The sequence below is a fragment of the Actinomadura keratinilytica genome, assembly GCF_039539665.1.
Classification (GTDB): domain Bacteria; phylum Actinomycetota; class Actinomycetes; order Streptosporangiales; family Streptosporangiaceae; genus Spirillospora; species Spirillospora keratinilytica.
In genome coordinates, this window is record NZ_BAABDO010000016.1 from 62832 (window position 1) to 84463 (window position 21632).

Below are 21632 nucleotides of genomic sequence, written 5' to 3' on the forward strand. Positions count from 1 at the left end.
GACGGCCTGAGATGAGCCCCACCGGCAAGACGCCGCCGGTCCTGGACGTGGACGCGCTGCTCGACGACCCCCGCACGAAGATCATCGTGTGCTGCGGGTCGGGCGGCGTCGGCAAGACCACCACCGCCGCGGCGCTCGGCCTGCGCGCCGCCGAACGCGGCCGCGACGTCGTCGTGCTCACCGTCGACCCGGCGCGGCGGCTGGCCCAGTCCATGGGCCTGTCGGAGCTGGACAACAACCCGCGCCGCATCGACATCGACGGCGACGGCGAGCTGCACGCCATGATGCTCGACATGAAGCGCACCTTCGACGAGATCGTCGAGGCGCACGCCGACCCCGACCGGGCCCGGCAGATCCTCGCCAACCCCTTCTACCAGTCGCTGTCGTCCAGCCTGTCGGGCACGCAGGAGTACATGGCGATGGAGAAGCTCGGGCAGCTGCACCGCTCGGGCGCCTGGGACCTCATCGTCGTCGACACCCCGCCGTCCCGCAACGCCCTCGACTTCCTCGACGCCCCCGCCCGCATGGGCCGGCTGCTGGACGGCCGGTTCATGAAGATCCTGGCCGCGCCCGCCAAGACCGGCGGCCGGTTCGGCGTCAAGGTGCTCAGCGCCGGGTTCGGCATGTTCACCGGCGTGCTCAACAAGGTGCTCGGCATGCAGCTGCTGCGCGACGTGCAGACGTTCGTCGCCGCGTTCGACACGATGTTCGGCGGGTTCCGCGAACGCGCCGAGAAGACGTTCGAGCTGCTGCAGACGCCCGGCACCGCGTTCCTGGTGGTGGCCGCGCCCGAGCCGGACGCGCTGCGCGAGGCGTCCTACTTCGTCGAACGCCTGGCCGAGGAGCGCATGCCGCTCGCCGGACTGGTCGTCAACCGCGTGCACCGGTCCGCGGCCGACGGGCTGTCGGCCGCGCGCAGCCTGGCCGCCGCCGAGACGCTGCAGGAACGCGGCGACCATCCGCTCACCGCCGCGCTGCTGCGCCTGCACGCCGACCGCATGCAGGTCGCCGCGCGCGAGGAGCGGCTGCGCGAGCACTTCGCGTCCACGCACCCGACCGTCCCGGTGACGACCGTGCCCGCGCACGCCGAGGACGTCTGCGACCTGGACGGCCTGCGCCTCATCGGCGAGGACCTGGCCCGCACCGGGCCCGCCGAGGCCGCCTGACCGGCCGCCCGCGTCCACCTGCCGAAAAGCGCACACGGTCGTGGGCACGCACCAGCACCGGTGCGCACCCACGACCGCTGTCGATTGGTTGGACCCTGCCGATCGGGTACCCGGAGCACCGGGCCCCCGCCCGCCTATGGCCGCCGGAGCGGCGAGACGACGGTCAGCCGGCGACGAGTGCCTTCTCCTTGGAAGCCTCGACCCGCCGCTCGTACGCCTCCTTGGCGTTCTCCAGCAGTTCGCGCCACGATTTCACGTCCGGACGCCGACGCAGCAGGGCTCGCCGCTCACGCTCGGTCATCCCACCCCAGACTCCGAACTCGATCCGGTTGTCGAGAGCGTCGGCGAGACACTCCGTCCGCACCGGGCAGCCGCGGCAGATGAGCTTGGCTCGGTTCTGCGCTGCTCCCTGCACGAACAGGGCGTCCGGATCCGCGTTACGGCAGGCGGCGCGGGCGGTCCAATCCGTGATCCACATCTTGGCCCCACTCCCCTAGGGTCTGTGTCGATTTGCGCTCCTTGGCCAGACGGGCGCGGACGTCAGGCCGCCAAACGAAAGCCGTGGGGAAGAACTTACGGAAGCGAGGGGGGAATCAACAGCCCCCGATGGGCCCATTCTCGATATAGCCCGGCAGGGCCATACCGCCGGAACGGACTAGTTACCTCTCCTTGACGCGCGAGGTAGTACGTCGGTTGACAGCACGCGAGTGATCAGGCCGGGCGATCGGACCCGCTGATCACCTCGAGTCTGGTCCGTTGCGATACGCAGTGGTCATCTCCGGGACGAGCGACCTGCCCCGTATGCACTGCTCGTCCCGCGTAACCTAGGGTTCGTGCAGAAAGAAGGTCGAGCGCGCGCCGTCTCCACGCTCCTGCGACTGGTCGGAACCGGCGTCGTCGCCGGTGTGCTGGTTGCGTTCATCGCGCTGCCGGGTGTCGGCAGCGTCGGACTCACCGCCCGGGACGCCGCCAACAACTTCCAGGACATGGACAGCACCCTGAAGGCGACGCCGCCGTCGGAGAAGACGGTGGTGTACGACGCCAGCGGGCAGCCGATCGCCACGTTCTTCGACAAGTACCGCGAGTCGGTGCGGCTCGACCAGGTCGCCCCCATCATGAAGCAGGCGATCATCGACATCGAGGACTCGCGCTTCTACCAGCACGGCGCGCTCGACCTGAAGGGCACCATCCGCGCGTTCGCCTCCAACGTCGAGTCCGACCAGACGCAGGGCGGCTCCACGCTGACCCAGCAGTACGTCAAGAACCTGCTGGTCGACAGCGCCAAGACGCAGGAGGAATACCTCGAGGCCACCGCGCCGACGATCGGCCGCAAGCTGCGCGAGCTTCGTTACGCGCTCGACATCGAAAAGCGCATGACGAAGAACCAGATCCTGGAGGGCTACCTCAACATCGCCTACTTCGGCGCCGGCGCGTACGGCGTGCAGGCCGCGTCCAAGCGGTACTTCAGCAAGCCCGCCTCCGAGCTGAAGCTCGAAGAGGCGGCGCTGCTGGCGGGCATCACCCAGAACCCGACCGCCTACGACCCGATCCGCAACCCCAAGGACGCGCGCAAGCGCCGCGACACCGTCATCTACCGCATGCACCAGCTCGGGCACATCACCAAGGCGCAGGCCGACGCCGCCGCGGCCAAGCCCATCGAGCTGAACCGCACCGAGCCGGTCGGCGGCTGCGAGACCAGCAAGGCGCCGTTCTTCTGCGAGTACGTCAAGTACGACATGCTCAACATCCTGTCCGACGGCAAGTACTGGGAGATGAAGCCGAAGGAGCAGCAGGACGTCGTCAACAAGCTCAACCGCGGCGGCTACACGATCCGCACCACCCTGGACATGAAGGCCCAGCGCGCCCTCGACAGCGCGGTGCGCTCGCGGGTGTCCCCCACCGGCAACCGGGTCGCGGTCGAGGCGATGGTCGAACCGGGCACCGGGCACGTCAAGGCGCTCGGGCAGAGCAAGCGGTTCGGCGCGGGCAAGGGCCGCACCGCCATCAACCTGGCCGCCGACCGCTTCCACGGCGGCGGCAGCGGCGTGTCCGCCGGATCGACGTTCAAGGTGTTCACCCTGGCCGCCGCGCTCGAAGAGGGCATCCCGGTCAGCACCACCATCAACTCCCCGCAGACCACCACGATCAGCGGCTACCAGCCGTGCCGGATGCCGAACGGCAAGATGCTCGGCGGCGGCACCTGGACGATGAGCAACGCCGGCGACAGCGAGGCGGGCAACTTCAACCTCAAGACCGGCACCTGGCACTCGGTCAACACCTTCTACGCCGCGCTGGAGAAGCGCGTCGGCGTCTGCGACGCGGTGAAGATGGCCGAGAAGTTCGGGATGAAGAAGGCCACCGGCGCCCCGCTCGACCCGTACCCCTCCCAGGTGCTGGGCACCAACGACATCGACATGGTGCACCTGGCCGCCGCGTACGCCGGGTTCGCCGCCCGCGGCAAGTACTGCGAGCCGGTCTCGATCACCGAGGTCATCGACAACGAGGGCAAGAAGCTCGAGCTGCCCAAGGCCAAGTGCCGCCAGGCCGTCGACACGGCCGTGGCCGACAAGGTCAACGAGATCCTGCAGGGCGTGCTGACCAAGGGCACCGCGGCGGGAATCGGCATCGGCCGCCCCGCCGCCGGCAAGACCGGCACCTGTGAGGAGTTCACCTGCGCGGTCTTCGCCGGCCACACCCCCAACCTGGCCGCCGCCGTCGCCTACTACGACTTCCGCGGCCCGTGGCAGTACAAGGTGTACGGCGTCTACGGCGCCGACATCCCCGCCCCCATCTGGGCGCAGAGCATGCGCAACGCCCTGGCGGGCAAGCCCGCCCCGGGCTTCTCCCGCCCCGTCCGCGACTTCGGCGACTCCGTCAAGGTCCCCGACCTCAAGGGCATGTCGGTCGAGCAGGCCCGGCGCGCCCTGGAAGAGGCCGACCTGAAGATGCGGCTGGCCCCGCGCGGCATCGCGTCCGACCAGCCCCGCGGCTCGATCGCCACGTCGTCGCCCGACGCCGGCACCGAGGTGGAGCCCGGCACCACCGTCACGGTCTACCAGAGCGAGGGCAAGAAGCGGCCCAACCCCCACCGCCCCGGTCGAGGCAACCAGGGCCCCGGGCAGGACGGATGGCCTTTCCCCTGGCCCCAGGGGCAAGACCAGGACTGACGCCTGACTAACGGAAACGCCCCCCTGCCGGATGCGCGGCCGGGGGGCGTTTGCGTGCTCGCGCCTAACCGCCGGCGAGCTGCCGCTTGACCTCCGCCGCGACGCGCCCGCCCTCGGCACGTCCCGCGACCTTGGGGTTCACCGCCTTCATGACCTGCCCCATCGCCTTGGGCCCCGCCGCGCCCGTCTCGGCGATCACGTCGGCGACCAGGGCGGACAGCTCCTCGTCGGTCAGCTGGGCGGGCAGGTACTCCTCCAGCACCGCGCCCTCGTCCCGCTCGGCCTGCGCCTGCTCCGCGCGTCCGGCGTCGGCGAACGCGGCGGCGGCCTCCCGGCGCTTCTTGGCCTCCCGGCTCAGCACCTTGACCACGTCCTCGTCGGACAGCTCGCGGGCCTTCTTGCCGGCGACCTCCTCGTTCCGCACGGCGGTCAGCGCCATGCGCAGCGTGCGGGTGCGCACCTCGTCCCGCGCCTTGATCGCGGTGGCGAGGTCGCTCTCCAGCTTCTCCTTGAGCTTCATGGTCACATCATGCCCGCCGGGCCCCCGCCGTCTCATCAGGAATAAATCCGCGACGGTTCAGCCCGGCCGCACTTGTCTGGAACGATGGGAGGCGTATCGAAGGGGCCCGGAGGGAGAACCGTGCGAAAGCTGTATGCCGTCCCCATGGGGCTGGTGGGTGCCGGCGCCGCCACGTTCGGCTATGCCTCGCTGATCGAGCGCAACTGGTTCCGCCTGCGCCGCTTCGAGGTGCCCGTGCTGCCGCCCGGCCGTCCCTCCGTCAAGATCCTGCACATCTCCGACGCGCACCTGACGCCCGGCCGCCAGCGCCTCATCCACTGGGTGCGCTCCCTGGACGCCCTCGACCCCGACCTGGTGGTCAACACCGGCGACTCCATCTCCCACCGCGACGCCATCGGCCCCTTCCTGGACGCGCTGGGCCCCCTGCTCGACCGTCCCGGCGTCTTCGTCTACGGCTCCAACGACCTGTACTCCCCCGTTTTCAAGAACCCCCTGCGCTACATCTGGCGCACCAGCCGCCGCGACTACGCCCGCCGCCGCCGCGAGCCCGACCTCCCCTACCGCGAGCTGGGCTCGTCCCTCCAGGCCGCGGGCTGGCTCGACCTCAACAACCGGATCGGCCGCCTCAAGGTCGGCGAACTGGACATCGAGTTCGGCGGCATCGACGACTCCCACATCAACCGCGACCGCTACGACAAGATCGCCGGCCCCGTCGATCCGCAGGCCGACGTCCACCTGGCCGTCATGCACTCCCCCGAACCCCGCAACATGGACCGCTTCGTCGCCGACGGCTACGACCTGCTCCTGGCGGGCCACACCCACGGCGGCCAGGTCTGCGTCCCCTTCTACGGCGCCCTGGCCACCAACTGCGGCATCGACCGCCCCCGCGTCAAGGGCCTGCACCGCCACAAGGGCGCCTGGCTGCACGTCTCCGCCGGGCTCGGCACCTCCCCGATGGCCCCGATGCGCTTCTGCTGCCCGCCCGAGGCGTCCCTGCTCACCCTCGTCCCGCGCCGGCCGGGCGGATAATCGGGACGCACCACTGCGCGGAATCCGCTAAAGTGGTCAGGGCGCCGGGAGCACGTACGACTCCCGGGCAGCCACCACCGGGGTGTAGCGCAGCTTGGCAGCGCGCTTCGTTCGGGACGAAGAGGTCGTGGGTTCAAATCCCGCCACCCCGACACCAGGTAAAGGCCCCCTTCCAATCGTGGAAGGGGGCCTTCGCGTTCCCTCGTACAGCAGCGGAGTACAGCAACGCCGCCTGACGGCTACTCGCCGAGCTGCTCCCCGAGGCGCTTGAGCGCCTGCCGGGCATCCCGGCGGCGTCATCGGCCATGTCACCGGCGGCCGGATCATCTTCGAGCTGGAAGGCCGACCTGCGGAAGAACTGAGCGCCGGAAGCGCCTTCTTCGAGCCGCCGGGTACGACCGTCCTGCGTTTCGACAATGCCTCGACCAGCGAGCCGGCGACCTTCATCGCGTGCTCCCCCCTCGCCGGCGACGAGCCGCTGATCCAACCGCTCTGACACCGGCGTGCCTGCCGTGGTCTGGGGCCGCCCGCTCGTATCGGATGCGGCTGTTCTCCCGGCGTTGCAACGAGGTCGAACGGCGCATCAACCGGCCCGAAAGTGAGCGCGGTATCGCTACCTGCTCTACCAGGCCCGCCTGTCATCACCCGGCCGCGCTGCTGCGGGCCCGCCGTGATCATCTAGGGCGTTTTTCAAAGTGCGGCGAGCGTCGCCGCCATGGTCCCGGTTGCGGAGACCAGGCCCGACAGCAGCAACGGTCGTCCACCCGCCTTCGACCCGGCCGACCACCAGGGACGCCATGCCATCGGGCCGTGGACACCCGCCCTGTCAAGCCCGCCGCCCGCTATCAGGCTCCTCTCTGGCTCCATGAAACACGACCTAGCGCGCGTTGCGAGGTCAGACCTGCCGGCGCAAAGCGTGGGGCGGTGTCAGGCGGCGGAGGGCGCCGTTGGTTTCGCGTTCGGCTCGGTTGTGGCGGGAAGGTGATGCTTTCTTCGTGCGGGGGTTGGGATCCGTTGCGGTGGTTCAGGGGGTTGCTGGGCCGGTTTTCGGGATGTGCTCGTCGGTTTCACCTGCCAATGGGGTGTGGACGGCGGTGGGTCCTGCAGCATGAAAGGTCGTGCGGACCCCTCTGGTGGCGGCCGGGGTGAGGCAATCGGTGGCTGTTGTGAGGGGCGGATTGTTGCTATGTGTTAAGGGATCGTGGCTTTCTGGCGGAACGGCTAGGGGTGCTCGGTGGCGGCTGGGGATTCTGCGGGGGCACGGGGGCGGCGGGCACGCGAGCAGGCTCTGGAGCTCGCACGGCGGTCGCGGAAGGCCTGGGAGGAGGCCGGGCGCTGGGAGGCGGCGGCCGAGGCGGAGCGGCAGGTCGCGGCGACGCTGTTGACGTTGACCGGGACGGGGTGGCGGCTGCTCGTCGATCGGCGGTGGCCGGGGACGCGGACGGCGAACGTCGACATGATCCTCGTCGGGCCCGGCGGAGTGTTCGTCATCGACGTCAAGCGGTGGCGGGACCGGCCGCGGGTCGAGGACGGCCACCTGGCCGCCGGGGGTGAGCGGCGGGACGCGGACGTCGCCCGGGTGCTGGCGATGGCCCGCACGGCCGAGGAGAAGGTCGCCGAGTACGGGATGTCGCCGGTCGCGGTGCGGCCGTTGATCGTGTTCGCCGGGCACCGGCTGGACGAGCGGATCGGACGGGTGCGGCTCCTCGGGCATCCCGACGTCGTGCACGCCCTGGTCGCCGAGCCCAGGCGGCTCACCGCCTCCATGGTCAAGATGATGAGCCGACTGCTGGAGGAGGAGTTCCCGGCCTACGAGGTCACCGTGCTGGAGGACGGCCCGGCGGACGAGCGGCCCGAGGCGGCGGCGCTGTTCGACGTGGCGGAGGTGGAGAAGGCCGCGCTGGAATCGGTGCTGCATGCGCCGATCGAGCGGTGGATGACGTTCCTGCATGCCGACCAGGTGGCGCTGGTGCGGCGCGACTGGAGCGGTCCCGCGCGGATCAGCGGGCCGGCGGGGACGGGCAAGACGGTGGTGGCGCTGCACCGGGCGGCGCATCTGGCCGCGCGGGGCACCGGGCGGGTCCTGTACGTGACGTTCGCCAACAACCTGCCCCGGGTGCAGGGGCAGTTGTTCCAGCGGCTGGCGGGGCACTTCGCCGACCGGGTGGAGTTCCGCAGTCTGCACGGCTGGGCGCAGGCGTTCCTCGCCGAGCGCGGGGTCGCGGTCAACCTGAACAGCCGGTGGGTGGACGACGCGTTCTCGCATGCCTGGATGCGGGTCGGGCGCGAAAGCGTCCTGGTCGATGTGGAGCCGACGCCCGGCTACTGGAGGGAGGAGATCGACTACGTCATCAAGGGGCGCGGGATCACCTCGCTGGAGGAGTACCGGGAGGTGGCCCGGCACGGCCGCCGTACCGCGTTGAAGACCGAGCACCGGGAGGCCGCCTGGCTGCTGTACGAGGAGTACGAGATGCTGCGCGGGCGGCGGGGCGTCGACGACTTCAACGACGTGCTGCTGGCGGCGCTGGACGAGGTGCGCCGGCGTCCCGCCGATCCGCCGTATGCGGCGGTGATCGTGGACGAGGTCCAGGACCTCACCCTGGTCGGGGTGCGGTTGCTGCACGCGCTGGCCGGTGACGGCCCCAACGGCCTGCTGCTGATCGGGGACGGGCAGCAGGCGGTGTACCCCGGCGGGTTCCGGCTGGCCGAGGCCGGTATCGCGATCAAGGGGCGGGGCGCGGTGCTGCGCACGAACTACCGCAACGCCGCGGCGATCCTGGACGAGGCGATGCAGGTCGTCTCGGACGATCCGTTCGACGACCTGGAAGGGCCGAGCCCCAACGGGCGCCGCGCCGTCGAGACCGCCTACGACGGCGGCCGGGTGGTCCGGGCCGTCGCGGCCGACGCCGCCGAGCACGACCGGCTTCTGGTGGCGGCGCTGCGGCGGCTTCGGGAGGACGGGGACGGCGGCGGGGGCGGCGCGCTGGCGGGGGCCGCGGTGCTGTGCCGGTCGATCCGCGAGATCGAGCACTACCACCGGGTGCTCACCCGGGCGGGGCTGCCGGTGCTGCGGCTGGAGAACTACGACGGGCGCCCCGCCGAGGCCATCAAGATCGGCACCTACCATCGCGCCAAGGGTCTGGAGTTCAAGCAGGTCTTCCTGCCGCGCCACGACGCGGAGATCCGCGCGTCGGCGGACGGCGATCCGGCCCGGGAGCGCGCCGAGCTGGCCCGCCGCCGGCTGTTCGTCGCCATGACCCGCGCCCGCGATCTGCTGTGGCTGGGCTCGGTCGGACGCTGAGGAGCAGGCGCGGGCGGCCTGCGGCGGCGGACGGGCGGCCGGGGCGGCGACGGGCGGCCGGGGGCGGTTGGCCACTTCGGGCGGGGTAGGTGTAGGGGGTGGATCCAGCCGAATGAGGGTTTTCCCGGATGGCGGTGAGCAGGAGTCCCCGTCAGAGTCGTAACCAGCGGCAGAGGGTCGAAATCCCCTTGAAGGGAAGGAGGCACCGATGAGCCTCACCTCGCTGAGCGCCGCCGACCTGGCGCACGTCCTGTTCGCCTCGCGGCTGCAGGAGTCCGACCGTCCGTCCGCCGAGCAGGTACGGGCCGCGATCGACGAGCGGCTGTGCGCCTGCGGCGGTGACCGTGCGGTCTGCACCGCCTACGTCGCCCAGGAGGCGGGCGATCACCCCGACACGTATGCGGCCCGGATGCGCTGGGCCCTGACCTCGGTGGCACGCGCCTACGCGACCGCGCCCACGCGACCCCGCGCCGCCGTCTGACGCCTTCGGACGGCGACCGACGATCTTCCCCGGCCCAATGCGCCGGCCCGCCTCAGCGCCGGCTCCGACCAGCAAGGAGAAGCCCGATGCGCCGTTCACGGTTCGCCGAACAGTCCGATGTGATCGTTCCCCGTTCCCTCAAGCAGCTTCTCGCCGAGGACGTCCCCGAAGACACCCGGCGACGGCGCAGACGTCGGCGCCGACCGGGCAGAGCGACCTTGCTGCGCCGCACCTCCTGACGTCCGCCGGGACGGCGGTGCGGCCGCGCCGACGTGGGCGTGCGGCCGCACGGCGTGGCGGAGCGCGGCCGGTCCGGGAACGGTCATTGTTCGGCCTTCTTCTTTTTGGACTTCTTGGCGGAGTCGCCGTACTCCCACTCGTAGCCGGGGGTGTTCTTCTCGCAGTAGCTGTCGCTGACCCTGGTGTCGGTCGCGTCGTGCTCGCACCAGCGGTCGCTGCCGGAGCAGGCGCCGGCGCCGAGCGCGACGACGAGCACGCTCAGGGCGACGGGGATGGCCTTCATCGGTCTCTCTCGGGAGGGTTCGCCGAAGCTCGCGGAGAGCGTAGCGCGGGCGATCGAACACATACCGCTCACTCCACAGGCTGTGGATAACTTGGGCGGCGCGCCGTGGGACGGGCGGTGCTTGCCACCCCCGGGGCGGCGATCACTACCGTGGCGCCATGTCACCAGGTGCGCGAAAGACCAGGTCAGCGCTTGTGTTGGCCGGTGCCGTGCTGGTCTTCCACGGCACTACGGCGGGGGGTGCGGCAGCGGGCGTCGCAACCGCCGCCGGGCACGGTGCGGCGGCGGGGCGGCTCGCGCAGATCTGCCGGTCGGCCAAGAGCCCGGGGACCGCTCGGACGCTCAGCCGCGCCGTCCAGAACGCGCTCAGCGGACGCACCGGCACCGAGTCCGTGGCCGTCTACGACCGCAAGCGCAAGCTGTCCTGCGCGGTGGACACCGGACGCCGCTACGACTCCGCCAGCGTCGTCAAGGTGACCATTCTGGCCGCCCTGCTGCGCAAGGCCCAGGAGCAGGGCAGAAGACTGACCGCCCGCGAACGCGGCCTGGCCGAGAAGATGATCACCAGGTCGGACAACGCCGCGGCGTCCACGCTGTGGAACGCGGTCGGCCGCACGCGCCTGAACCGCTTCCTCAAACTGGCTGGGATGCGCCGCACCAGGCTCGGCGCGAACGGCCACTGGGGGCTGACGCAGATCACCGCGTTCGACGAACTGCGCCTGCTCAGGCTGCTGACCAGCCGCAACAGCGTGCTGACCACGGCCTCTCGGCGGTACGTGCTCGATCTGATGGGGCGGGTCATCCCCGAGCAGCGCTGGGGCGCCCCGGCCGGGCGGCCCTCCTGGATGCGCTGGCGCGTCAAGAACGGCTGGCTGCCCCGCCTCGGCCGGTACTGGCGCGTGCACAGCATCGGCGCCTTCGACGGACGCGGCCAGGACTACCTGATCGTCGTGCTGACCCAGGACTCTCCGACCATGGAGTACGGCATCCAGACGATCGAACGGGTCGCCCGCGCCGTCCACCGCACCCTCAACCCGGGCAGCGGCTCCGCCGCCGGCTCCCTCCCAATGCCGTCGGAGGCGTCCGACGGGTCCGTTCCGGCGGATGTCTGAACCTTCACCCTGGCCCGGCCGCCCGTGCCAGGGGCGCCTCCGGCGCGTACCTCAAGCCTGTCCCGCCAGGGCCCGCCAGGCGGGAGTGGTGCAGCCCTCCTCGTAGTCCCACCAGCCCTGGCTCTCGCCGCGTCGCAGCAGGTCGCGCACCGCCGGGAGGTCCACGGTGGGCGGGACGTTCAGCGCGACGAGCGCGGACTGCGCGATGCCCTCGCCCTCCACGCCGAGGGGGGCGAACATGTCGAGAACGGCCCGGCGGTCACCGGCCAGGGCGCCGTCCCGGAGCACGGCCACCCGGATCGTGCAGTTGTTGGAGCCCTGCACCGCCTCCCTGGCCCAGAGCACGCCCTCGTCGTCCACCTCGGTGCGCACCACGTCGCCGAGGGCGATGCCGCGGACGAAGAACGGGATGTTGGCCACCTCGACGCGGTTCTCCGCGATCGGGAAGGCCCAGACCCGTTCGGAGGCGGCCGGCGGCCAGTCCTCGTCCTCCTTGGGCAGTGCGAACACCACCCGCACCGCGTCCGGTCGGGCACGGCGGTCCTGGGACCTGCTCATGCCCACAGCATTCCCATTTCAGACGATCGCCACCATTCGCGAACCTTCTCCCTCCGGCCGACAGCACCGCCGATCACGGCGGGCGCGGCATGGCGGAGCGTCCGCGATACTGAGGGGCATGGTCGACGAAGAGCGCTGGAAGGCCCGGTTCCGAGCCGCGCGAGTGAGCCTGCCGGGCTGGGCGCGCACCGCCCCGCACCGTTGCGTCTACCGGTCCAACGTCACCGGGACCTGGGAGATCTACGCCTGGGACCGGACGACCGGCGACCGGCGCCAGGTCACCGACCGGCCCAACGGCACCTGGATGGGCGGCGTCGACCCCACGGGCGAGTGGATCTGGTGGTTCGCCGACACCGACGGCGACGAGTTCGGCGTGTGGATGCGCACCCCGTTCGAAGGCGGCGACAGCGTGCCGGCCGTGCCCGGGTTGGAGCCGTCCTACCCGGCCGGGCTGGCGCTGGGCACCAGCGGCCTGGCGCTCGTCGGCCGCACCACCGACGCGGGCAACTTCGTCCACCTGTGCCGGCCCGGAGCCGACCCCGAGGTGCTGTACGAGCACGCCGAGGACGCCCACGTGGCCGCCCTGTCCCGGGACGAGACGCTGATCGCCATCGGGCACAGCGAGCACGGCGACAGCAGGCACATGGCGCTGCGCGTGGTCCGGCCGGACGGCACGACCGTCGCCGACCTGTGGGACGGGCCGGGCAAGGGCGTGTGGGGCGCCGGGTTCGCCCCGGTGCCCGGTGACACGCGGCTGCTGGTCAGCCACGAGCGGCGCGGCCGGGACGAGATGCTGATCTGGGACCCGGTCGCCGGCACCGAACAGGAGATCGTCCTCGACCTGCCCGGCGAGATCGACGCCGACTGGTACCCGGACGGCTCGGCGCTGCTGGTCTCGCACTCCCACCACGCCCGCGACGAGCTGTACCGCTACGACCTGGCCGCGGGCGAACTGGAGCCCATCGCCACCCCGCGCGGCGTGATCGGCGGCGCCACCGCGCGGCCGGACGGCACCGTGGAGTTCTCCTGGTCGTCGGCCGCCGAGCCGCCGGTGATCCGGTCCACCTCCGGCGCGGTGGTGCTGACGCCGCCCGGCCCGCCCGCGCCGCCGTCGGTGCCCGTCGAGGACGTGTGGGTGGACGGCCCGGCCGGACCGATCCACGCGCTGGTCAGCAAGCCGGAGGGCGGCTCGGCCCCCTACCCCGTGGTCTTCGAGGTCCACGGCGGCCCCACCGCGCAGGACGACGACTCGTTCGACCCGTCGGTGGCCGCGTGGGTCGACCACGGCTTCGCGGTGGTGCGCGTCAACTACCGGGGGTCGACCGGGTACGGGTCGCAGTGGAGGGACGCGATCGAGGGCCGCGTCGGCCTGACCGAACTGGAGGACATCACCGCCGTCCGCGACTGGGCCGTCGAGTCCGGCCTGGCGGACCCGGCCCGGCTCGTGCTGACCGGCGGGTCATGGGGCGGCTTCCTCACCCTGCTCGGCATCGGCACCCGGCCCGACGACTGGTCGGTGGCGGTGGCTGCGGTGCCGGTCGCCGACTACGTCGCGGCGTACGAGGACGAGATGGAGGGCCTGCAGGCGTTCGACCGCAGCCTCTTCGGCGGCTCCCCCGAGGAGGTGCCGGAGCGGTACCGCGCCTCGTCCCCGATCACCTACGTGGACCGGGTCAAGGCGCCCGTGCTGATCCTGGCCGGGGAGAACGACCCGCGCTGCCCCATCCGGCAGATCGAGAACTACTTGGCGCGGCTGGCCGAACTGGGCCGTCCGCACGAGGTGTACCGGTACGACGCCGGCCACGGGTCCCTGGTGGTGGAGGAACGCATCAAGCAGATGGCCGCCGAGATCGCCTTCGCCCGCAAGCACCTCGGCATGGCGTGACGCCCGGCGCCCGCCCGGCCGCGCGCCGGGCGGGCGTCAGGCGCGCACGTCGCGGATGATGTCGACCAGTTCGCGGGTGACCGACTTGAAACCCGGCAGCCGGGACATCGCCACCATGCGGTTCACCAGCGGCACGGTGCGTTCGACCAGCAGGTACGTCTTGCGGCAGCCCGGCGAGCTGTCGTGCACCCAGTACAGCACGATGCCCATCGAGTACAGCCACAGCAGTTCGGGCAGCTCCTGGCGGAACTCCGGGTCGATCTTCAGGGTGGAGCCGTCCACCACCTCGCGGTAGATCGCCACCGCGGCGGCGCGCGCCGGGCCGGACTCCGCGCTGAACGGGTTGAGCGGGCTGGTCGGCTCGGCGGCGAACTTGAAGAACTTCCCGGCGAACTGGTGGTACGGCACCATCGTGTCGACCCGGGCCTTCAGCACGCCCAGCAGCCGGGGCGCGAAGTCGCGCTCGCGGTCCAGCACCGCCCGGCACGCCTTGACGTGCTCCTCCTGCAGCTCGTCGTAGTACGCCTGGATCAGCTCCTCCTTGGAGCCGAAGTAGTAGTAGGCGTTGCCGACCGAGACCCCGGCCTCCTTGGCGATGGCCCGCATCGTCGTCGCCTCGTACCCGCGCTCGCGGAACAGCCGCAGCGCCGTCTCCACGATCAGCGCCCGGGTCTGCTCCGACTTCACCGCCTTGGTCTCGGTCACGTTCGCCACCCTAAATCTCCTCGCCGCGCCGCCACTGCGACCGCCCGGCCCGCCGTCCCCCGCCCGGCCGGGCGGGGGACGGCGCGTCCGCCCGGTCGGCACTCACCGTCCGGTGATCTCGGCGGCGACCAGTTCGGCGATCTGCGCGGTGTTGAGGGCCGCTCCCTTACGGAGATTGTCCCCGCACAGGAACAGATCCAAGGCCCTCGGGTCGTCCAGGGAACGGCGCACCCGCCCCACCCACGTCGGGTCGGTGCCGACGACGTCGGCGGGCGTCGGGTACTCGTGCGCCTCGGGATCGTCCAGCAGCACCACGCCCGGCGAGGCCGCCAGCACCGCCTGCGCCTCCCGCTGGTCGACGCGGGCGTCGAACACCGCGTGCACCGCCAGCGAGTGCCCGGTCACCACCGGGACGCGCACGCACGTCGCCGACACCTTCAGATGCGGCAGGCCGAGGATCTTACGGGACTCGTCGCGGATCCTCAGCTCCTGCGACGACCAGCCGCCGTCCTCGGGCGCCCCCGCCCAGGGCACCACGTTGAGCGCCAGCGGCGCCGGGAACGGGCCGAACTCGCCCACCGCGGCCCGCACGTCCCCGGCCCGGTTGCCCAGCTCCCGCCGTCCGGCGACCCGCTCCAGCTGGTCGTACAGCGTCTCGATGCCCGCCCGGCCGACGCCGGACGCGGCCTGGTACGAGGCGACCACCAGCTCGCGCAGCCCGTACATGCGGTGCAGCGCCCCCAGCGCGACGATCATCGACAGGACGGTGCAGCTCGGGTTGGCGATGATGCCCCGCGGCCGGTCGAGCACCTGCTCGGGGTTCACCTCCGGCACCACCAGGGGCACGTCGGGGGCCAGGCGGAACACCGCGGAGTTGTCGACCACCACCGCACCGCGGGCCGCCGCGACCGGCGCCCACTCGGCCGCCACCTCGTCGGGCACGTCGAACACCGCGATGTCGACGCCGTCGAACACCTCCGGCTCCGGCGCGAGGACCTCGACCACCTCGCCCCGCACGGTCAGCTTGCGGCCCGCCGACCGCGGCGAGGCCACCAGCCGGATCTCCCCGTACACGTCCTGGCGGATGGACAGGATGCCGAGCAGCACGCCGCCGACGGCGCCGGTGGCGCCCACGACGGCCAGGGTCGGCTTGGAGCTCATCCCCGGGCCCTCCCTCCCGCTCGGCCCCGACGCCCGCGGTGCCGAGCTCATGGTGTCGCGCTCACGTTGTCGTCGTCCGTACCTGCCATCCGGTGCGTCCAACGATCCACCGCGCCGCAGGGTTCACCGAACACCTGCCGTCCTGCCGCATCCCGACGAACACCGGCTGTCGTACGGCGTCCGCGAGCTCCCCATTGTCACCGCCAAGCACCCCAAGACCGCACCCGGCGAACACCCCGCTTCCCCGTGGCCAGGCGGGCGTTGCCACGCTCTAGGCGTCCGACATCTGCAGCATCGGTTGCCTGCGCCATGCTCGCCTCGCCGTCCGTCCGCCCCAACGGCTGGCCCCCCGACAGGCGTTCCGGCACGACTGCCCCGGCCGGCCACCGACCGCCAGGCAAGGCCGAGTGCACTGCCACCCTGTGCACAAGCACGTCGCAGGCAGACGGCGCGACAGCAGCCCCACGGGCCCCGATAGCCCCTCAAGGCCGGTCCACCGGAGACTCACCGAATTCCATACGCACATCCACGCCGCCCTCGGCACGTAACCGCCGACCACGCGTCGGACACCCCGCCCCCACACGCCCCATCAACTGCCGCGCACACACCCCGACGGCCGCCAGCACGCCGCACACGGACCAAACCTGCCCGACGCGACCCCAGTGCGCAGCGGGTGTGCCGCTAGCCGGACACCACCGGTCCACCATGCGCCCACCGCCCCCCTGCTCCTGACAACCCCCGTGCCGCCACGCTGCCAAACACCCTGACCCCGCACACCATGCACATGGCCGACAGGCCACGCACGCCACGGCGGCATACCGACGGCTCTCAAGGACGCAGCTCCCTTAACGAGGGGCACGGCACTACCTGCGGACCACCCGCTCTGGCCCGCACCATGCTGCAGCCGCCCTACCTGGTGGCCCCCATCCCCGGCGACAGCCCGACTCCGTGCTCACCGCCGCCACCGCCGGTGCCGCACAACCAACGCGGTACCAGCACTGCACGTGTTTCTCAGCCGCAGACACACCAAACCGCCCTGCGCGACGCTGGTGCTCGGTAGGTGTGCCGCCGATCGCCAGCTGAACGGAACCGGGTCGGCCGTCTGGGTCGCTTCCCCGGGCCCTACCCAACCTCATGCCATACAGGCCGCGCGTACGCCCCGACGGCTGCCAGTACGCCGCACTTGGCTGCGGACGGACCGAAGCGCTCCGCCTGACGCCAGTGCTGGGCGGATGCGCCGCTGGACCGCCATCTGCCGGTGCTGCCTCGACCTGCCCGCCGCCGCACTGCCGAAGCCTCGACCCCACACGCCCTGCGCAGCGCCGAAGAGCCGCGTGTGTGTCCCAGCGGCCGCCGAGGGCGCGGCGGTGCCTGCCGGGCCGCCGCTGTGGCCTGCGCCATGGTGAAGCCGCCCGATTTCGGCTGCGCTCATATTCCTCACGTCGGGCGTTGGCGCCGCTGGTGGTGCTCGACCGACGTGGTGCTGGCTCTGCGTGAGACCGCGGCTGCCCTGCCGTCCCGTGTGATCGGCTGAGCGCTTGGACGGGGGCGCCGCGGGCGGCGATGCGCGGTCCAGGCGCCGTGCGCTGGGGCAGGTTCACCGCGGCGCCGGAAATCGGCCGCCCGCGCGTCGTGATCGACGGCGGACGGCCGGATGTCGGTCACACCCGGCCGCCGCGCCAAGGGGTCTGGCGCTCGGTGGCCGGGTCACGACCCGTGCGCCCCTGGTCGGAGAGACGCACGGGTGCGGGCGGTCAGCGTCCGGTGCCTCCGTAGACGACGGCCTCCACCTGGTCGGCGTCGAGGTCGAAGGCGTGGTGCGCGGCGGCGACGGCGGTGTCGACGTCGTCCTGCGCCACCACCACCGAGATCCGGATCTCCGAAGTGGAGATCATCTCGATGTTGACCCCGGCGTCGGCGATGGCCGAGAAGAACTTGGCCGTCACGCCCGGGTGGGAGCGCATGCCCGCGCCGATCAGCGAGATCTTGCCGATCCGGTCGTCGTAGCGCAGCGACTCGAAGCCGATCTGCTCCTTGACCTTGTTCAGCGCGGTCAGGGCGGTCTGCCCGTCGCTGGCCGGGAGGGTGAAGGAGATGTCGGTGCGGCCGGTGGACGCCGCCGACACGTTCTGGACGATCATGTCGATGTTGATCTCGGCGTCGGACAGCACCCGGAAGATCGTGGCCGCCTCGCCCACCTTGTCCGGCACCCCGACCACCGTGATCTTGGCCTCGCTGCGGTCGTGCGCGACCCCGGAGATGATCGCCTGCTCCATGTCCTGTCCTTCGATGTCGTCGCTGTCGACCACCCAGGTGCCCTCCCGCTGGCTGAACGAGGAGCGCACATGGATCGGGATGTTGTAGCGGCGGGCGTACTCCACGCAGCGCAGGTGCAGGATCTTGGCGCCGCTGGCGGCCATCTCCATCATCTCCTCGTAGGAGATGCGCGGGATGCGCCGGGCGGCCGGGACGATCCGCGGGTCGGCGGTGAAGACGCCGTCCACGTCGGTGTAGATCTCGCACACGTCGGCGTTCAGCGCCGCGGCCAGCGCCACGGCGGTGGTGTCGCTGCCCCCGCGGCCCAGCGTGGTGATGTCCTTGGAGTCCTGGGAGACGCCCTGGAAGCCGGCCACGATGGCGATGGAGCCCGAGTCCAGCGCGTCGCGGATGCGGCCGGGCGTGACGTCGATGATCCTGGCTTTGCCGTGGGAGCCGTCGGTGATCACACCGGCCTGGGAGCCGGTGAACGACCGCGCCTCATGGCCCAGGTTGGCGATGGCCATGGCCAGCAGCGCCATCGAGATCCGCTCCCCGGCCGTCAGCAGCATGTCCAGCTCGCGCCCCGGGGGCAGCGGGCTGACCTGCTCGGCCAGATCGATCAGCTCATCCGTTGTGTCACCCATGGCGGAGACGACGACGACCACGTCGTTGCCCGCCTTCTTCGTCGCGACGATGCGCTGGGCGACCCGCTTGACGCACTCGGCGTCCGCTACGGAGGAGCCACCGTACTTCTGCACGACAAGAGCCACGGGTGGTGCTCCTCGGATCGGGGTCTGACGTACCGGCGACGAGTCTACCGAGGCTCGACCACTGGATTACGAGCCGATAACTACCAGCATGTGGCCATATATCTCAACATATGGGACGGGATGGTCCTCAGTGAGCGTCGTGATCGAGGGGAAGAAGCCGCTCGGTCGCCGCCGCCCGTAGGGCGCAGGCGGGGCAGAAGACCCCGCACGCGACAAGGCTGCCGCCCGGCGGCCCCCGGGATACGAAGCACCGACGGTGAAGGACGGGATCCGCAACGAGGCCGGGGACGGGACGGAAGCACACCAGCCCTCGGGCGCGCGGCAGGGGCTAACGAACCGCGGGCGCTTCCTCCGCCACGTTCAGCCGGGCGTTGGCGACGACGGCGTGCAGGGCGCGCAGGGCCGCGCCGGCGTGGTTGCCCCAGTGGTTGAAGTAGGAGTACTGCCACCACCACAGCGCCTCCAGGGGGCGGCCCTGCTGGTAGTGGCGCAGGCCGTGGACGAGGTCGCTCGCCACGTCGACCAGGTCGTCCGAGAGCCGGTAGGACGTCGGCTCGGTGTCCTTGTACGGGTCGAAGACCTCGACGTACTCGTCGATCGCCAGCAGCCGCTCGGCCAGGCCCTGCCGCACCTCGTCCAGGTCGGGGTCCTCGCCGACCTCCGGCTCCCAGTTGTCCGGCAGGATCACGTCCTGGCTCGCCCCCAGCTGCGCACCGGCCAGGATGACCTGCGAGACCTCCAGCAGCAGCATCGGCACCGTGTGCGGGCCCGCCTCGCCGCGCGCGACCGCCTCCAGGCCGCCGAGGTAGTTGTCCACGTGCCGCGCCACCCGTTCGGCGAGGGCGTTCCAGTCCTGCGGGCTGTTGGTGTCAGACATCCAGGAGCCTCCGTCCTTCGAATGCGCGGCCGAGCGTCACCTCGTCGGCGTACTCCAGGTCGCCTCCCACCGGCAGGCCGCTGGCCAGGCGGGTGACGGTGATGCCCATGGGCTTGACCAGGCGCGCCAGGTAGGTCGCCGTGGCCTCGCCCTCCAGGTTCGGGTCGGTGGCCAGGATCAGCTCGGTGACGGTGCCGTCCGCCAGGCGCTGCATCAGCTCGCGGATGCGCAGGTCGTCGGGGCCGACGCCCTCGATGGGGCTGATCGCCCCGCCGAGCACGTGGTAGCGGCCCCGGAACTCGCGGGTCTTCTCGATCGCCACGACGTCCTTGGACTCCTCGACCACGCAGATGACGTGCGGGTCGCGGCGGGCGTCCCGGCAGATCCGGCACTCCTCCTCCTCTGCCACATTCCCGCAGGTGCGGCAGAAGCGGACCTTCTCCTTGACCTCCTTGAGGGCCTTGCCCAGCCGCTCCACGTCGGCGGGGTCGGCGGCCAGCAGGTGGAAGGCGATCCGCTGCGCGCTCTTGGGGCCGACGCCGGGCAGCCGACCCAGTTCGTCGATGAGGTTCTGGACGACCCCTTCGTACAACGGTCCGTTCCTTCCACGCTCGTTCTGCTGGGACAGGTGGGTCGGCCCTCAGGCGGAGCCGGGGACCGGGATCCGCCGGGACGGCGGCGGGCCGGGATCCGGGCCGCGGGTCAGACTCCGGGCGCCCCACCCGCGCCCGGCAGACCCGGCATTCCGGGGATGCCCGACATGCCACCCCCGCCGAGTCCCTCGGCGAGCGGGCCCATCTTCTGCTCCTGCAGCTGCGTCACCGCCCGGCCGGCGTCGCGGATCGCGGCCAGCACCAGGTCGGCGATGGTCTCGGCGGTGTCGGCCGGGTCGTCGGCGTCGATGGCCTTGGGGTCGATGGAGATCGCGGTCACCTCGCCCTGGCCGTTGACCGTCGCCGTCACCAGGCCGCCGCCCGCGCTGCCCTGCACCTCGGCCTCGGCCAGTTCGCGCTGCGCGGCGAACAACTGCTCCTGCATCCGCTGGGCCTGCTGCAACAGCTCCTGGATGTTCAACTGACCACCGGGTTCCACGGTCACTCCGTTCCTCTCGGCCCCCTTCCAGGGGCCTTCCTGGCCCCTCGCGGGGCCTCGTGCTCGGCCACCCGACGACCACCGCACGTCTGTCTTCCCGAGACTACGGGGTTCGAACGTGATGCGGTACGTGCCTGCGCCCGGACGCCGACTGCGGCGACGCCCTTGCCACGCCCGACCGTATCGCCCCAAGTGCCCCTATCGTCCCGATCGACACGTCCGATCGGGGGCATGCCGGGATCACCGGCCCACGGCCGGAGAAGGCGTGGCCGCCGACGCGACGGGCCGGGGTCAGGTGTTGTCGATCTCGCGGATGATCTGTCCGCCGAGCTCGCGCATGATGAGCGCCATCCCGTTCAGCTCGGCCTCGCTGCCGTCGGCGTCGGCGTCCCCCTCGGGGTCCACCTCGTCGCTCTCGTCGAGGGGAGGCGGCTCCGGCGGAGGCGGCTCGTCCGCGGGCGGCGGCACGGGGGCGGGGGTGACGGACGGCTTGGGCGCTGCAACGGTCCATGGCCCCTGGTCCGATGCGGCGGGCGCGGACGGGGGCGGCGGCACGGGAGCCGGGGCCGGCTCGGCGGGGCCTCGGGACGGCGCGGGCGCCGCCGAGCCGCCGAACGCGGCCGCAGGGCCCGGCGAACCGCCTTGCATGCCGCCGGGCCGTCCCTTCGCGGGACCGCCGCCGCGTCCGCGGGCCGGGGCGGCGCCGGCGAGCACCGTGTCGATGCGCCAGTCGACGCCGAGGCGCTGCTTGAGGACCTCGCGGAGCACCGCGTCGCGGCCGCCGTTGGTGAAGTTGGTCCGCGCGCCCTCGGCCTCGAAGGACAGGGTCAGCAGGTTGCCTTCGAGCGAGATCGGCTGGACCCCCGACATGATCGCCATCCAGGCGACCCTGCTCCGCTGCTTGACGGCCTCGACGATGTCCGGCCACATCCGCTGCACCACGGAGACGTCCTCGCCCCCGCCGGCCCCTGCCGGCGCGGCCGGTGACGCGTGGGCCAAGTCGGATCGTAGCCATGTCGTTCTGTG

18 protein-coding genes and 1 tRNA gene are annotated in these 21632 nt (G+C 71.7%); 8 read left to right on the top strand and 11 right to left on the bottom strand.

The annotated features are described in order from the left end of the window. The first annotated feature begins 11 nt into the window (after window positions 1-11). Window positions 12-1166: an ATPase BagB gene (bagB, locus tag ABD879_RS08480; RefSeq protein ID WP_345019138.1), complete on the top strand. Its 1155-nt coding sequence runs from the start codon at window positions 12-14 to the stop codon at window positions 1164-1166. Between the two features lie 163 nt (window positions 1167-1329). On the opposite strand, the gene ABD879_RS08485 is transcribed toward bagB, so the two are convergent. Continuing rightward, window positions 1330-1644: a WhiB family transcriptional regulator gene (locus ABD879_RS08485; RefSeq protein WP_285495739.1), complete on the bottom strand. Its 315-nt coding sequence runs from the start codon at window positions 1642-1644 to the stop codon at window positions 1330-1332. Window positions 1645-1999: 355 nt separating this feature from the next. Between ABD879_RS08485 and ABD879_RS08490 the strand changes: the two genes are divergently transcribed. Beyond that, the gene (locus tag ABD879_RS08490; protein ID WP_345019141.1) at window positions 2000-4333 is read left to right on the top strand and encodes a penicillin-binding protein; all 2334 of its coding nucleotides are present in this window, start codon (window positions 2000-2002) and stop codon (window positions 4331-4333) included. A gap of 64 nt (window positions 4334-4397) precedes the next feature. Here ABD879_RS08490 and ABD879_RS08495 read toward each other — a convergent pair whose 3' ends face one another. Then, entirely contained in the window at window positions 4398-4853 is a 456-nt protein-coding gene (locus ABD879_RS08495) for a GatB/YqeY domain-containing protein (RefSeq protein WP_345019144.1), read from the bottom strand. Between the two features lie 120 nt (window positions 4854-4973). On the opposite strand from ABD879_RS08495, the gene ABD879_RS08500 reads away from it, so the two are divergent. The 4 genes from ABD879_RS08500 (at window position 4974) to ABD879_RS08515 (ending at window position 9664) form a co-directional block, all read left to right on the top strand. Beyond that, window positions 4974-5882 carry a metallophosphoesterase gene (locus tag ABD879_RS08500; RefSeq protein ID WP_345019146.1) on the top strand — a complete coding sequence of 303 codons (909 nt, stop codon included), beginning with the start codon at window positions 4974-4976 and terminating at the stop codon, window positions 5880-5882. A gap of 78 nt (window positions 5883-5960) precedes the next feature. Beyond that, window positions 5961-6034: transfer RNA gene (locus tag ABD879_RS08505), tRNA-Pro, on the top strand. A 1082-nt stretch (window positions 6035-7116) separates the two neighbouring features. Continuing rightward, on the top strand, window positions 7117-9183 hold the full coding sequence (locus ABD879_RS08510; protein ID WP_345019148.1) for a nuclease-related domain-containing DEAD/DEAH box helicase: 2067 nt from the start codon (window positions 7117-7119) through the stop codon (window positions 9181-9183). 208 nt (window positions 9184-9391) lie between these two features. Beyond that, window positions 9392-9664: a hypothetical protein gene (locus ABD879_RS08515; protein WP_345019150.1), complete on the top strand. Its 273-nt coding sequence runs from the start codon at window positions 9392-9394 to the stop codon at window positions 9662-9664. 322 nt (window positions 9665-9986) lie between these two features. Here the strand turns inward: ABD879_RS08515 and ABD879_RS08520 are convergent, their stop codons facing one another. Further along, a complete protein-coding gene (locus ABD879_RS08520; RefSeq protein WP_345019152.1) occupies window positions 9987-10187 on the bottom strand; it encodes a hypothetical protein in 201 nt (66 codons plus the stop codon). A 194-nt stretch (window positions 10188-10381) separates the two neighbouring features. Here ABD879_RS08520 and ABD879_RS08525 point away from each other — a divergent pair, with 194 nt between their 5' ends. After that, complete coding sequence (locus ABD879_RS08525) at window positions 10382-11299, top strand: serine hydrolase (protein ID WP_345019154.1); 918 nt, start codon at window positions 10382-10384, stop codon at window positions 11297-11299. A gap of 51 nt (window positions 11300-11350) precedes the next feature. Here ABD879_RS08525 and ABD879_RS08530 read toward each other — a convergent pair whose 3' ends face one another. Next, window positions 11351-11857 (bottom strand): DUF4265 domain-containing protein, encoded by a 507-nt coding sequence (locus ABD879_RS08530; protein WP_345019156.1) that lies wholly within the window; start codon window positions 11855-11857, stop codon window positions 11351-11353. A gap of 118 nt (window positions 11858-11975) precedes the next feature. Between ABD879_RS08530 and ABD879_RS08535 the strand changes: the two genes are divergently transcribed. Continuing rightward, window positions 11976-13742, top strand: coding sequence for a S9 family peptidase (locus ABD879_RS08535; protein ID WP_345019158.1), 1767 nt, complete (start codon window positions 11976-11978; stop codon window positions 13740-13742). Window positions 13743-13778: 36 nt separating this feature from the next. Here the strand turns inward: ABD879_RS08535 and ABD879_RS08540 are convergent, their stop codons facing one another. The 7 genes from ABD879_RS08540 to ABD879_RS08570 all read right to left on the bottom strand — a co-directional run bounded on the left by ABD879_RS08540 (window position 13779) and on the right by ABD879_RS08570 (window position 21548). Further along, window positions 13779-14456 carry a TetR/AcrR family transcriptional regulator gene (locus ABD879_RS08540; protein ID WP_345019159.1) on the bottom strand — a complete coding sequence of 226 codons (678 nt, stop codon included), beginning with the start codon at window positions 14454-14456 and terminating at the stop codon, window positions 13779-13781. Window positions 14457-14549: 93 nt separating this feature from the next. Further along, entirely contained in the window at window positions 14550-15608 is a 1059-nt protein-coding gene (locus ABD879_RS08545) for an aspartate-semialdehyde dehydrogenase (protein WP_345019161.1), read from the bottom strand. A gap of 1754 nt (window positions 15609-17362) precedes the next feature. Then, a complete protein-coding gene (locus ABD879_RS08550) occupies window positions 17363-18637 on the bottom strand; it encodes an aspartate kinase (RefSeq protein WP_345019163.1) in 1275 nt (424 codons plus the stop codon). Between the two features lie 328 nt (window positions 18638-18965). Then, window positions 18966-19514: a DUF5063 domain-containing protein gene (locus tag ABD879_RS08555; protein WP_345019165.1), complete on the bottom strand. Its 549-nt coding sequence runs from the start codon at window positions 19512-19514 to the stop codon at window positions 18966-18968. Beyond that, window positions 19507-20106: a recombination mediator RecR gene (gene recR, locus ABD879_RS08560; RefSeq protein WP_345019167.1), complete on the bottom strand. Its 600-nt coding sequence runs from the start codon at window positions 20104-20106 to the stop codon at window positions 19507-19509. Before recR ends, ABD879_RS08555 begins: the two co-directional genes overlap by 8 nt. Before the next feature lie 110 nt (window positions 20107-20216). After that, window positions 20217-20606 carry a YbaB/EbfC family nucleoid-associated protein gene (locus ABD879_RS08565; protein ID WP_345019170.1) on the bottom strand — a complete coding sequence of 130 codons (390 nt, stop codon included), beginning with the start codon at window positions 20604-20606 and terminating at the stop codon, window positions 20217-20219. 291 nt (window positions 20607-20897) lie between these two features. Continuing rightward, entirely contained in the window at window positions 20898-21548 is a 651-nt protein-coding gene (locus tag ABD879_RS08570) for a hypothetical protein (protein WP_345019168.1), read from the bottom strand. Window positions 21549-21632 lie beyond the last annotated feature (84 nt).